This window comes from Bacillus sp. MUM 13 (genome assembly GCF_001866725.1).
Classification (GTDB): domain Bacteria; phylum Bacillota; class Bacilli; order Bacillales; family DSM-1321; genus Peribacillus.
The window spans coordinates 1-13,531 of sequence record NZ_MLYQ01000132.1; the positions used below are offsets into that span (position 1 = coordinate 1).

Consider the following 13,531-nt stretch of genomic DNA (forward strand, 5'->3'; position numbering starts at 1 on the left):
AAACAAAGAGGCCGATCACATAATTGTGATCGGCCTCTTTGTTTTTAACTTAGCCTGTAAAGCAAAGCCTCGTGCATTACAAGGCATTTATGCTAAAACAAGATCCGGCGAGTTTGCCTGGACAATTTCATCCACTTCTGAGCCTTCCAGTGTTTCTTTCTTGAGAAGTGTTTCCACAAGGTTCTGGAATTGGACTCGGTGTATATCTATCAGTTCTTCTGTTTGAAGAATGGCTTCCTGGAATAATTCCTGCATTTTCACTTCTTTTTGCCCTTTGTTGAAGGTCAGGGTGAAGCCGTCCTGCAGCAATCCAGTTTCAACCATTTGTTCGAGCACATGCTTGGCCTGCTTCACGTCTCCTGATACGCCTATGCTGTGCTCGCCCAAAAACATGCGTTCAGCTACACCGCCGGCAAGGATCATTTTGACCTGATCCAGCAATTCGCTGCTTGTTGCAAGATGAAGCTCTTTGGAAATAGGGGCAACATAGCCTAAAGCTTCTCCCCGAGGAATGATGGTTGCTTTACGCACTGATCCCGGCTTTGTCAGAGAAGCAATTAAAGCATGTCCGCTTTCGTGGATTGCGACTCTTTTTTTCGTGTCCCAATCATTCAGAGTGCGGGAGGTGCTTCCCAATATTGTACGGTCTATGGCATAATCCATATCTTCTTTATGAATGGCTTCCTGTCCATTTCTCAAAGCCTTTCTGGAAGCTGTATCAAATAATGAGCTTAAATCCGCACCTGAAAATCCAGAAGTGCTTTCAGCCAGTTCATCGAGGGATGCTAAAACATCCTCGGCAAGATTTTTTCCTTTGGCATGAATGCTGATAATTTCTTTCCTTCCTTTTGTATCCGGAAGCGGCACCTGAAAGGAGAAATCAATTCTTCCGGGACGCAGAAAGGCTTCGTCCAGCATATCCTTCCGGTTAGTGGCAGCTATGAACAAGATCCCGTCATTTGGATGTCCTCCGTCAAGCTGTACCAGAAGTTCAGTCAGGGTTTTTTCCCCTTCTTCTCCCCCGTTTGCTTTCCTTCTTGCAGCAAGAGCATCCACCTCATCGATAAAGATGACCGCGGGTGTCTGTTTTCTTGCATTCTGGAAGAGGCTGCGCACCCTTGAAGCACCGACTCCGACAAACATTTCATTAAATGCAGAACCGCTTGTCGAAAAGAAGTTTGCATCGAGTTCCTTTGCGATGGCCTGGGCAAGCAGTGTTTTTCCAGTTCCCGGCGGCCCGTATAGTAAAATGCCCTGAGGCGGCTTAATTCCAATTTTTGAAGAGCGTTCCGGCTCTTTTAAGATAGTCAGAGTCTGGAGAATTTCGTCTTTGATTTCTGTCTGCAGTCCGCCGACATCCTTGAGTGTGATGGATGGAAGAGGTCTTGCAGCAGAAAGGCTGTTTTTCATTTTATTGCCGACGCCAATACCGCCTTTAGTTTTTTGCTGTATGAAAATGGCAGCAGCAACTATTAAAGCAACAAAACCGCCAAGCAGCCAGGCGCTTGTCCTGCTGGTAGATGAAAATGAATATTGAACATTATAAGTTTCGACAAGTTTATTGACCATCTGACTGTTTGGCGGCACATGAGAAATAAACTTTCCGCTGTCTGTGCCGATGGTAAGAGTGCCATTTGGCTTCTCCTGCAGGGATACAGGTTTGCCATGCTGATCTTTGATCGTTTTTTCAACAGATGAAAAAGGGATCTCGGCAGGCCCAGTCCTTGAAAGGGTATACCATGCTATTCCAGCAGTTATCACAATGAAAGCCAAAAATATTGGCAGCAGCTTCGAAACAAATTTTGAATTTGAGTTCAATATTCCATCTCCTTTTTGAATATATATCCAGTATAGAAAATTTATAATTATTATACATAGGTAATTAGTACTAAAACTAGAGGTAAATTATGCTAATTCCAAAAAAGAGGTTTAAAATGCATTTTTCTTGATTTTAATATAAAAAGATGGCTAGGGGCAGCTGTTAGACAAGCATACACAGGAATGATAAAGTAGAAATGTATGTGGTAAAAAGAAGCCTCTAAACGCTGACTGGCGATGCTTAAAGATTTTAATGTAAAGGCAGATGATTATTGCAGTATGAATAAGTTTAAACCAGATTATATACTGACTATGAAAGATATTATAAAAGAAGGCGATCCTATCCTGCGCGAAATTACGGATGAGGTAAGCCTGCCGCTTGCTGAAGATGATAAGGATACATTGGCCTGCATGATGCAGTTCCTTAAAAACAGCCAGGATCCGGTCATGTCAAAAAAGTATAACCTGCGCGGGGGAATTGGTTTATCGGCAAACCAAATCGGTCTGAATAAACGGATGTTTGTGATGTACTTTACAGATAGTGACGGCAAACTTTATGAAGAGTGCCTGATTAATCCAAAGATTATAAGCACGTCCGCTTCCATGATCTATTTGCCTCAGAGCGAGGGCTGCCTGTCGGTGGACAGGGATGTAAAAGGCTATGTGCCGAGATATGAACGGGTAAAGGCAAAGGCGTTCAATATTAAAGGCGAGGAAGTGACCTTCCGTTTGAAGGGCTTTCCTGCCATTGTGTTTCAGCATGAGCTGGACCACTTGAACGGAAAAATGTTTTATGACCGGATCAATTCCGAAAATCCATTTAAGCTTCCTGAGAATATAGAGATTAAAAGCCTGTGAGAGCAGGGAACATATGGGCAAAGCGTCTGCTTTGCCTTTTTGTCATGTTTTTCAGCTTTTCAGCGGCTCCGGGATGAGCTGGTGTTTCTTTAAGTTTTCAAGGACTGCCTGGCTCATTTTAAGATAGCCTTCTCTTGTTAAATGGATGCCATCATCGCTTATTAGAAGATTAAGATCACCGGCTGACTTAATGAAGGACCGGACATCGATGAGTGCAACATTCAGCTCCTTGGCAAGCATTTTCAGCCTGCGGTTATACATGCCGTGCCAGTGTTCAATGCCGCCTACAAAAGAAACAAAATGACCGATGGATTGACCGTATCTGTCAGCAATCGAACGATAATAACGGGTCGGGTCTAATGGAGGGAGAGTCAACAAATAAGGGGTTATATGCCTTGTCTGGAATTCCCTGACCATGAAAGACAGATTTTCCAGGTAACGGTCAAGGGGGACAATGGGCTGATGGTTTCCATCTGGCTCAAGCGCCACTTCTTCCCATTTAAAGTTGCAGTCATTTCCGCCTACGCTGATCAATACGGCATCGGGATTTTCCGCAAGCACATCTTTTTCCAGACGGTTTACAAGGAAGTCGGAGTTATCGTTGAAAACGCCTTTATTAAGGATTTCGATACCAGAAATGGATTCGGTCAATTTACCGAGAACGCTCGGATAATTATCCTTTAATATTCTCATTCGCCCTTTGACGAATGTAATGCCTCTTGTTAAGCTATCACCAAAACAAATGATCTTCAATCGTATCCACCTCGTTTAGTGCGTCTGCTTATATTTTAAGTTCTTCCGGCTGATTTTTCAATTTATTTACATCAGGAAAAAGGCACTGAAACGGGGTTTCAGTGCCTTTTTTTACACAGATTTTTTCGTCTTTTCTTCTAGAGAAGCAGATTTGACGCGGGCTTTGCCCATAAAGAAAACAGCAATTGCGGCTAGTCCAATCGGTATTAAAGCAAGGGTGAATGTAAAGGTAATTGAATCCGACATAGCCTGTAAAATTTTATCCAATATAACGGAAGGGATTTTTGCACGTTCGCTTGATTGGAATAAGGTTTGGGCATTTTCACCGTTTACAGGCGATTGAAAGCCGGCACCTTTCATTCCTTTGAAGGCATCCTTCAGTTTATCGGTAAATGTATTGTTTTGGATGGACCCGAAAATTGTAATGCCTAATGTCATTCCGAGAGAGCGGAGGAATGAATTTGTCGAGTTGGCCGAACCGCGATATCTTGGTTCGAGTTTGTGAATGCTTGCAGTCGGCAGGAGGGAGAAGGAAAAACCCATCCCAAAGCCTACGATAATCATATAGATAGTTAATAGGAAACGGCTGGTGTCTGGTGTAAGTGTACTTAATAGGAACATGCCTGCAAAATAGGAAACAACAGAAACGAACATTAAGTTCCTGAAGGTCGTTTTAGTCTGGAAAATCCCTCCGCCTGCACTGCCAGCGACAGAGCCAAGCATCATTGGCGTCAAAATGAATCCTGCACTTGTCGCAGATCCGCCGTATACCCCCTGTACAAATATAGGAATAAACACTGTCAGGATGATAAATGTCGCGCCGTAAAAGAGAGCTAAAACCTGGGAAGCTGCGAAGAGGCGCTTCTTAAACAGCCAAAAAGAAATAATAGGATCTTTGGCGCGTCTTTCAAATAAAAAGAAGAGAAGGATAAAGATCAAAAAGCTGCTAAGCAGACCGGTGATCTGGATTGAATCCCATTGATATTTCTTGCCGCCAAGCTCAAGTGCAAACATCAGGCTGACAACGGAAATGACCAGTGTAAGGGCTCCTCCCCAGTCAATTTTTTGTTCTTTATGCTCTTTTGATTCTTTATAATAACGAACGATAAAGAACAAAGACAATAATCCTATCGGAACATTTACATAAAAAATCCAATGCCAGGTAATGTATTCAGTAATATACGCCCCTAGAAGAGGGCCAAGTACACTTGAAGCGCCAAAAACTGCACCAAGCAGACCAGTCATTTTTCCCCGTCTTTCAGGAGGGAAAATATCAAACACAATGGTGAAGGCAATCGGCATAAGCGCACCGCCGCCAATCCCCTGAATTGCACGGAAAATACTAAGCTGAATAATATTATGCGAAATTCCGCATAGTGCTGATCCTATAAGGAAAACAGCCAGTCCGAAGACATAAAACCGCTTGCGGCCATACATATCGGAAAGCTTTCCGAATATTGGCATCCCTGCCATCGTGGCTGCCATATAGGCGGAGGTAACCCAAATGAACTTATCATAGCCTCCTAAATCCGAAACGATCGTTCCCATGGCTGTCGCGACAATCGTATTGTCCATGGCGGCCATCAAAATGCCCAATAAAAGTCCGGCTACAATATATTTCTGTTTTTGATCACTAGTAACCATACTCAATCTCCCTTCCAATAAATAAACTCCAGAGTGTTTTACAAAGATGATTGCTTTTCGGTAAAATAAATATAATAAAACAGGATTATCTTGATTATCAAGATAATTTTAAGTGTAGTGAGAGGAGCTTATGTATGTCAAGGGAATTTTCCAGTAAAGAAGAGCTGACAGAGAGTTTGTCACAAAGCCTGCGTAAATTCAGCACTAGAACTGTACTTTTTCAGCAGAACGTAGCTTACAAATTGGGTGTTGTACATACGGATTTAAAAACCGCCGATATATTAAATGAAACCGGGCCCATCACTGCGGGAGAGCTGGCCAAAATTACAGGATTAAGCTCAGGCTCTGTAACTGCGCTGATTAACCGCCTGGAAACGGCAGGCTATGTAAAAAGAGAGAAAGACCCGGAAGACCTTAGAAGAGTCATCATCGTTCCGGCAAAAGAGCGCCAAAAAGATATCAAACAGCACTACACCTCGCTTTCGCGTGCCACAAAGGAATACTGTACCCGCTATAATGAAGAAGAACTTTCCTTGCTTAATGACTTCATCGTGCACCTTTCGCAAATCATGCATGAAGAAAACCTTAAATTAACAAAGGGCGGACACTGACGGAGACAATAAGACAATAAGAGGTCATCCATGTTTCGGAGCTGTTCTACATTAACAATAAACTTACAATTCTTTTCTATTTTTAATTGAAAATGATTATCAATATCTGTTAGAATATATGTAATATCATTCCAATGTAAATAGAGGAGAAACCATACATATGAAACATTTAAAAAAGACCGCCGCAGTCTTGGTATCTATCAGTCTGCTGGCTGGCTGTGCTGGGATCAAAGAAACCAAATCACCTGAAAAGGAATCAGCTAAACCTGCTGAGTCTGTTTCAGAAAAGGAACTTAAAGGCGTTTCATCCGAATACAGAGAATATGCACTTGGCCAAATTGAGGAGTTTGTAAAAGCTACGGAAAACTTTACAAATGCCGTTAAGTCGGGGAATCTGAAAAAAGCGCAGGAATTATACGGACCCGCACGAATGTATTATGAAAGAGCAGAGCCGATTGCTGAAGCATTCGGAGACCTTGATCCAAAAATAGATGCCAGAGAAGGAGACGTTCCGGAGAAGGAATGGACTGGCTATCACCGTATTGAAAAAGGTTTGTGGATGGACAAAACGACCAAAGGCAGCGAAGTATATGCTGATCAATTGATGAAGGATGTGACACTGCTGCGGGCGAAGGTAGAGGCCGTTGAGGTAACTCCTGAACTGTTGATTACAGGGGCGGTGGATTTATTGAATGAAGTATCAACGTCCAAGGTAACTGGAGAAGAAGACAGGTATTCACATACCGATCTTTATGATTTCGCTGCAAATGTCCAGGGAGCAGAAAAAATCTATCAGCTATTAAAGCCTGTGCTGGAAAAGAAAGATGCAGCAGTATCCGAAAATATTGCAAAGCACTTCCAGGCAGTTTATTCTCTGCTGAATCAGCATAAAACTGGAAACGGCTATAAGCTTTATACAGAACTAAAGGAAGATGAGGTTAAGCAGCTGAGCCAGGCAATCGATGCGCTGGCTGAACCGCTGTCCCAAATCGGAATTGTAACGGAGGAATCCTGATTGGCAAAAAAACCAGAACAAACACCACATGAACCTTCCTTATTGAATAAAAAATTCACAAGAAGAGATATGCTGAAAACGGCAGGCGCAGGCGGTGTCGGCGTGCTGATAGGTGCATCTGGCCTCGGCGGCATTCTTTCTTTGGCGAATGCTGAGGCGGACCGCAGCCAGGCAGATAAGGGTACGGACATCGTGTCCTTTTATGGTAAGCATCAGTCAGGAATTGCTACAGAAACACAAAATCACCTGTATTTTGTTTCACTGGATGCAACAGCTGCAAACAGGCTGGAACTGATTCAATTATTCAAGGACTGGACAGAGGCTGCTGCAAGGCTGACAAAAGGCAAACCGGTAGGAGACCAGTCCCCGAACGGATTTCTTCCTCCAAAGGATACAGGTGACGCGGCTGGTTTATCTCCATCAAACTTAACGATTACTTTCGGGGTGGGGCCTGCACTTTTTGTGAAAGACGGTAAAGACCGATACGGTTTAAAGCATAAACAGGCTAAGGAACTAAAAGAGCTCCCTGCGTTTTCACTTGATGCACTTGAGGATAAATGGTCAGGCGGCGACATCTGCATCCAGGCATGCGCCGATGATCTCCAGGTGGCCTTTCATGCTGTTCGTAATCTTGTGAGAATTGCAAGAGGCAAGGCTGTCATCCGCTGGGCACAAACGGGATTTCAGCGCTCCAAGCAGGCCGATCAGGGTAAAGAAACACCAAGAAATTTATTCGGGTTTAAAGACGGGACCGTTAATCCGGACGTCAAAAAATCCAGGGATATGAATAGTGAGGTCTTTGTTACCCCTGGCAGCGATAAAGATTGGATGGTTAACGGCAGCTATATGGTCGTCAGGCGCATTCAAATGTTTATTGAGGTCTGGGACAGGACGACGCTGAAGGAACAGGAAAAAACATTTGGCCGACATCGGGACAGCGGGGCGCCGCTGGGCTCGCTGCGCGAATTTGATAAAGCAGATTTTGAAAAAAAGGATGAAAACGGACAGTCCATCATACCTGCTGCTTCCCATATGCGTTCTGCCCATGGAGATGGAAAGCAGCAAATACTGCGGAGAGCCTATTCATATGCTGATGGCATGGATCCCAAAACAGGCAGCTTTGATGCTGGCCTATTGTTCATTTGTTTTCAGAAAAGCCCAAGCAAACAGTTTATCCCCATTCAGGAACGCCTTGCTAAAAACGATAAACTAAATGAATATACCGTTCACCGGGGCAGTGCCATTTTTGCCTGCCTGCCGGGAATCAAACAGGGCGGATATATAGGAGAGACACTATTTTCATAATGGTGTCCTCACCCTGAAGGAGAGAAACTCGATGATATCCCCAAAACGAAGATCGATAGTCATATTAATTTTTTGTTTGTGCATGCTGTTTGGCGCTGCCCCTTCAGGACATGCCGAGGAAAATACGGACGGACTGTTTATGTACATAGGCGACAGCTTAATGAAAGCAAAAGCAGGGGATTTAAAAACCGTTTCCGTAAATATGAGCCATTTCAGCAAAGAATGGAATTCAAGCAAAAAAGAGGGAAAAAAAGCAAAACAGGTGGATAAACATCTTCTTGAAGTAGAAAAATCCTTAAAAGCAGGGGGGGATCCTGCAGAAATCAATACCCTTCTTTCTGCTCTTTCAGGGTCTCTCGCCGCATATGATAAGGAGCAGAAACCTGATGACAGCAGTGAGGGAAAAGCACGTGTGAAAGCCATGCTTCCTATAGCTGACAGCTTGAAGTCTAAGGTGGAAAATAAAGACTTTGATGCTGCAAAATCAGAATACCAAAATCTTATGTCTGCATGGACTGATGCAGAAAATGATGTGCGCAAGATCAGTGTTGCATCGTATGGTGAAATTGAGAAGTATATGGCTTTCGTCAGGATTGCCATTACCCAGGAGCCTGCAGATCCTGCAAAGGCAAAAGAGAATATAGCAGAGTTGAAAGAATCAATCAATGGCTTGCTGAATGGCAACATCAAAAAGTCTATAAAAGGAAATTATTCATTATCTGATGTTTCCGGGCTCTTAGACCAAAGTAAAGACTACATAGAAGACGGCAAGAGTAAACAGGCAATAAGCAGCCTTAATCAAATCCTGGACATTTGGCCGATGGTTGAAGGCGATGTTTCGACAAGGGACAGCAAACTTTACAGTGATATGGAAACAAAGGTCCCCTCAAGCATCTCACTGCTTCAATCAAAAAAACCTCAAACAAAAGAGGCGAAGGCCATTATTGAAGATCTGCATGACAGACTGGATCCCTTACTGAAAGATACAAACTATTCCATGTGGGATGCTGCACTGATTCTTCTCAGAGAAGGATTAGAAGCTCTCCTGATCGTGGCAACGCTGTTATCCTTCCTGAAGAAAGTAAATCAGGAAGACAAGCAAAAATGGATATGGGCAGGAGTCGCAGCAGGACTTGCGGCAAGCTCCGTGCTCGCTGTCATTATAAACATACTATTTTCGAGAATCACGGCCGCTTCAAGCAGGGAATATATTGAAGGCCTGGTCGGAATTGCGGCTGTCATCATGATGCTGACTGTCGGCGCTTGGCTACACAGCAAAACCAATGTAAACGGCTGGAACCGTTATATTAATAAGCAGATGGGAGAGGCCATTGCTACAGGAAGCCTGTTCTCTTTCGCTTTTATCAGCTTTCTCTCCATTTTTAGAGAAGGTGCTGAAACCATCATTTTTTATACAGGAATGGCGCCATATATGAGTTTAAAACAGCTTGTTATTGGAATCGTAATTGCGCTTGCCATTCTGGCGATAATTGGATTTATCATCATCCATTACAGTGTGAAAGTGCCAATCCGCTTATTCTTCATGGCTGCAACATTACTGATTTACGTATTGTCCTTTAAAGTACTTGGAATCAGCATTCATTCTCTTCAGGTTTCACAGCTTATCTCTGCACATACGATTCATTCTTTCCCATTCATTGAATGGATTGGACTTTATCCTACAGCAGAAACTTTAGTTCCTCAGGCAGTGCTGATCCTGATTATTATACTAGCAGGCTATTGGATAAAAAAAAGAAATCAAACAGCTTTATAAATGGGGAGGCGCACCAAACCAGCCCTTAAGCTCGATACTAAAAAAGGTTCCGTTTTGTGGTGCATATTCAAAAATAAGAGCCGAAATGACATTTAGATTGACAAAGGGAATGACATATTGAAAATTAAAAACCCGTCTATTAAAAGACGGGCTTTTTGCGTTAGCACAGCAAGCACCACTTACGTGTAACTATTGTTGTTGGATAAGAAAAATGAATAAATTGGATATTAATTTTAAATAAAAATGGATATTTATGTTAAAATTAAATAAAAAATTTGTGGAAGAATGTACTTAAGTTAAAGAGGGAGATTAGCGAGTATTCGTGTGAAAACTTTATTAAACAGAGGGAGTTGAATAAGGTAATTAATTGTATTTATCTTCCCCATTTAGAACAAATAGAAACCATGATTATCTAATGATAACATTTCTAAAAAGTTTGTTATTAATATCATATGGATTTTTTCGTAAATTTTTACAATTACCTATTCAATTAACTAATAATTATTTGAATAATCTGTTAAAATGATATATGAGAACTAGGGGGAGATCAAAATCAAGAAAGTTTATTTTTTACACGGTTTTATGGGTACGGCAGAATCCCATTTCTCCAAGCAAGTATCTTCCTTGGAGGATTGTTACGAGCTAATTCTTCTAGATCTACCTGGACACGGAAATGCACCCGTAGAGGCTTCTGAAAGCTATTTTGAATGCGCACTCAATTACGTTATAGCTCAAATAAAGGATAAGGGAGAGGGCTACATAGTCGGTTTATCTTTGGGAGCTTCCTTGGCTATACATATTGCTTTAAAAGAGCCCAAGTTAGTGAATGGTATTGCACTAACAGGTTATTTTCCATTCATTCCAGACGAGTTAAAAGATGAGAAGAAAAAACAATATGAATTTTTCTCTAATATTGAAGTGAACGATCCAAATACTGCAGAGCTTTTTAGAATTTTACACGGTGATCAGTGGAAAAGGACTTTAAAATACGGTAATCACACGATGACCTTTCATTATCCTGTAGCTACTAAAGAACACATCGAGAATATAAGAGTGCCAATGCTGATACTTAATGGCAGTAATGAACTACTCGATGTAGAAGCAGTGACTTATGTCAAAAAAATCAAAAATGATACTGAGGTTGGTTTAGTGCCCAATGCAGGGCATTTGGCAAATATAGACCAGCCAGGAATATATAATAAAATTCTTAAGAACTTTTTAGAAAATCTTAGCTAAAACGAAAACTTTTAAAAAAAAATAATTTTCACAATAAGAATTGATACAACTATTCATTTGGTTTAACAACTGATTTCGTGTGCTCCGATACACGCCAATCAACCTTTTTTCTAAACTTTTCTTAGGTTTAATGAACTCCATTAATGCCCTGCTAAAATGACAATAACATTGACAACTGCCTTTAATTGTACAACAAGGTATTGTCAACGTTCGAAAACTCTAAACATTTAGGTGTTATTTTTCACAAAACCTTCAATAAACCTCATTAAAACAAAAAGAAATGACGTGTCAATTACACGTCATTTCTTATGTCAATATAACGATATGCGAACCCTTTACCCGCAGTGGGGAATTTTTTTTAGTATCTTACATTCCGGATCTAGATTTGCGGTATCGATATTGCTGCCACTGAAAGCGGATAAAACATCCAATGCAAAAGCCAAGGATGGCAACAAAGGCTGCTAGTGCAACCATAATGGTGAAAACATATCCCGCTGGCGTCCACCCTATAAGGAAGCTAGCTAAACCAAGGGCAAGGCACACAACAGCGATGACCTGATTAAATTGCTGCTGGCTATGTTCCTCCGGTATATATGAGGAAGGAGATTTCCTTAGAAACAGTTTTGCAAGCCTCATAACAGGATTATAATTGAAAATCAGACCCAGCAGTCCGGCAAGTAAAGGAATGGCCAGTATCCACTCCTGTCCTGAAATCCAAGAAGATAGAACGCTTAACACAATGAACCACTGATTTGTCCTGACAAGGGGACGGGGAATGGTCCGCACTGTATTTTGCAAGTTAATCCCCACCTTTCTTATAAATTTTATCTGTTTTCAATATTTTATAAGTAATTCCTTCTTTTGTGAAGGATAAAGCTCGCGTAAACCCAAGAAGGAATATAATGGATGCAGGGAGAATAGTAAGGGAACTTCCATATTGTATGAAAAATGGGCAATATTGTTTAATTACCAGGAGAAAGTAGTGTGTGTATGAAAATTAAAGAGCTTGTTTCTCATCTTTTTCACGCAGATATTTCAGGAGATGAACAAACAGAAATTACCGGACTTAAAATGGATTCCAGAAAAGTGAAACCTGGAGATTTGTTTATGTGTGTTCCGGGGATAAAGGGGTTTTTAGAAGACAGGAGCCAATTTGCCCAAGCTGCAGTTGATGCGGGTGCTGTGGCATTGCTGCTTGAAAAAGATGTTAATGTTAGTGTTCCTAAAATATTTGTTAAAGATGTTCGCACTGCAATGGCGATATTATCAGCAGCTTTTTACGGGAATCCAAGCAAGGAAATGAAAGTGATTGGAGTCACTGGTACGAATGGAAAGACAACTACTTCACATATTTTAGAATCTATACTTAAAAAAGCCGGAAAAGAAACGGGAATTATGGGAAATATCGGTGTCAGTATAGGCGGTAAGCTTTTTGAAACAGACATCAACACCCAGGAGCCTCCCGTTCTGCAGGAAAATCTCCGGAAAATGCGGGATGCACAAGCAGAGTACTGTGTGATGGAAGTCACTTCACAGGGACTTGATATGGGGAGAGTGATAGGGACTCATTTCAGAACAGCAATTTTTACAAATCTCTCAATTGACCATCTTGATTACCATGGCACAATGGATGCTTACAGGGAAACCAAAGGCCTTTTATTTAGCCGGCTTGGGAATGGCATTTTTTCATCCGAAGCAGAAAAGCAGTACAGCGTTATTAATCATGATGATTCTTCAGCTCCCTATTTTAAAAGAATAACTGCATCTGAAGTTATATCTTATGGAATTGAAAAGTCAGCGGATGTTATGGCAAAAGACATAAAGATGACTGCAGCTGGTACGGAATTTACATTGCTTACTTCTGATGGACATAAGCATATCAAAACCAGGATGATTGGAAGGTTCAATATATACAATATTCTCGCTGCAGCCGCTGCCGCTCTTGCTGAAAAAATCTCGCTGGATATAATTGCGGAAAGCGTAAGGGAGGGCGGGAATGCACCGGGGAGAATGGAAATCATTGATGATGGACAAAATTTCCTGGCCATTGCAGATTATGCCCATACTCCAGATGCACTGGAAAAGGCGCTTACGGCACTGAAGGAATTTGCACAAGGAAGAATCATAACGGTTTTTGGCTGCGGAGGAAATAGAGATACGGGCAAAAGACAAGTTATGGGAGCAATTGCGCAAAAATACAGTGATTATGTCATTATCACTTCAGATAATCCAAGAGATGAAAATCCTGATGATATCATAAGTGAAATTGCGGCAGGATTTACAGGGGAACATGTTTCCTATTGTAAGGAAGCGGACCGCCGAACGGCCATTCGCAAAGCAATCGAACGGGCGGGGACTGGAGATATCGTGTTTGTTGCTGGAAAAGGACATGAAACCTATCAGATCATTCAGGGAGAACATATATATTTTGATGATAGAGAAGAAATCCGGAAAGGGATAAAGAAGGTGAATAACAGAAGTAATTTATAATAATTATAAAATGATATTGATTATTAA

Annotated in this window: 11 protein-coding genes; 7 read left to right on the forward strand and 4 right to left on the reverse strand. The window is 41.6% G+C overall.

Translation table 11 applies throughout. The features are described 5' to 3' along the window. Nucleotides 1–87: 87 nt before the first annotated feature. Nucleotides 88–1,818, reverse strand: a complete 1,731-nt coding sequence (locus BIV59_RS21415) for an AAA family ATPase (RefSeq protein WP_071353488.1) — start codon at nt 1,816–1,818, stop codon at nt 88–90. A 279-nt stretch (nt 1,819–2,097) separates the two neighbouring features. Between BIV59_RS21415 and def the strand changes: the two genes are divergently transcribed. After that, on the forward strand, nt 2,098–2,676 hold the full coding sequence (def, locus tag BIV59_RS21420) for a peptide deformylase (RefSeq protein WP_071353498.1): 579 nt from the start codon (nt 2,098–2,100) through the stop codon (nt 2,674–2,676). Between the two features lie 51 nt (nt 2,677–2,727). Here def and BIV59_RS21425 read toward each other — a convergent pair whose 3' ends face one another. After that, on the reverse strand, nt 2,728–3,429 hold the full coding sequence (locus BIV59_RS21425; protein ID WP_071353489.1) for an SGNH/GDSL hydrolase family protein: 702 nt from the start codon (nt 3,427–3,429) through the stop codon (nt 2,728–2,730). Nucleotides 3,430–3,540: 111 nt separating this feature from the next. Then, complete coding sequence (locus BIV59_RS21430) at nt 3,541–5,073, reverse strand: MDR family MFS transporter (RefSeq protein ID WP_071353490.1); 1,533 nt, start codon at nt 5,071–5,073, stop codon at nt 3,541–3,543. Between the two features lie 134 nt (nt 5,074–5,207). On the opposite strand from BIV59_RS21430, the gene BIV59_RS21435 reads away from it, so the two are divergent. The 5 genes from BIV59_RS21435 to BIV59_RS21455 all read left to right on the forward strand — a co-directional run bounded on the left by BIV59_RS21435 (nt 5,208) and on the right by BIV59_RS21455 (nt 11,014). After that, nucleotides 5,208–5,684: a MarR family transcriptional regulator gene (locus BIV59_RS21435; protein WP_071353491.1), complete on the forward strand. Its 477-nt coding sequence runs from the start codon at nt 5,208–5,210 to the stop codon at nt 5,682–5,684. A gap of 160 nt (nt 5,685–5,844) precedes the next feature. Beyond that, a complete protein-coding gene (efeO, locus tag BIV59_RS21440; protein WP_071353492.1) occupies nt 5,845–6,699 on the forward strand; it encodes an iron uptake system protein EfeO in 855 nt (284 codons plus the stop codon). After that, nucleotides 6,700–8,004, forward strand: coding sequence for an iron uptake transporter deferrochelatase/peroxidase subunit (gene efeB / locus BIV59_RS21445; protein WP_071353493.1), 1,305 nt, complete (start codon nt 6,700–6,702; stop codon nt 8,002–8,004). 31 nt (nt 8,005–8,035) lie between these two features. Then, the gene (locus BIV59_RS21450; protein ID WP_071353494.1) at nt 8,036–9,778 is read left to right on the forward strand and encodes an FTR1 family iron permease; all 1,743 of its coding nucleotides are present in this window, start codon (nt 8,036–8,038) and stop codon (nt 9,776–9,778) included. 552 nt (nt 9,779–10,330) lie between these two features. Then, nucleotides 10,331–11,014: an alpha/beta fold hydrolase gene (locus tag BIV59_RS21455; protein ID WP_071353495.1), complete on the forward strand. Its 684-nt coding sequence runs from the start codon at nt 10,331–10,333 to the stop codon at nt 11,012–11,014. Nucleotides 11,015–11,380: 366 nt separating this feature from the next. Here BIV59_RS21455 and BIV59_RS21460 read toward each other — a convergent pair whose 3' ends face one another. After that, nucleotides 11,381–11,812 carry a DUF4395 domain-containing protein gene (locus tag BIV59_RS21460; protein ID WP_071353496.1) on the reverse strand — a complete coding sequence of 144 codons (432 nt, stop codon included), beginning with the start codon at nt 11,810–11,812 and terminating at the stop codon, nt 11,381–11,383. A 192-nt stretch (nt 11,813–12,004) separates the two neighbouring features. Between BIV59_RS21460 and BIV59_RS21465 the strand changes: the two genes are divergently transcribed. Further along, nucleotides 12,005–13,504 (forward strand): UDP-N-acetylmuramoyl-L-alanyl-D-glutamate--2,6-diaminopimelate ligase, encoded by a 1,500-nt coding sequence (locus BIV59_RS21465; RefSeq protein WP_071353497.1) that lies wholly within the window; start codon nt 12,005–12,007, stop codon nt 13,502–13,504. Nucleotides 13,505–13,531 lie beyond the last annotated feature (27 nt).

Bases quoted from the DNA above. Each gene is read 5' to 3' on its own strand.
- efeO (WP_071353492.1), top strand. From the start codon at position 5,845: ATGAAACATTTAAAAAAGACCGCCGCAGTCTTGGTATCTATCAGTCTG.
- BIV59_RS21450 (WP_071353494.1), top strand. From the start codon at position 8,036: ATGATATCCCCAAAACGAAGATCGATAGTCATATTAATTTTTTGTTTG.
- BIV59_RS21465 (WP_071353497.1), top strand. From the start codon at position 12,005: ATGAAAATTAAAGAGCTTGTTTCTCATCTTTTTCACGCAGATATTTCA.
- def (WP_071353498.1), top strand. From the start codon at position 2,098: ATGAATAAGTTTAAACCAGATTATATACTGACTATGAAAGATATTATA.
- BIV59_RS21435 (WP_071353491.1), top strand. From the start codon at position 5,208: ATGTCAAGGGAATTTTCCAGTAAAGAAGAGCTGACAGAGAGTTTGTCA.
- BIV59_RS21430 (WP_071353490.1), bottom strand. From the start codon at position 5,073: ATGGTTACTAGTGATCAAAAACAGAAATATATTGTAGCCGGACTTTTA.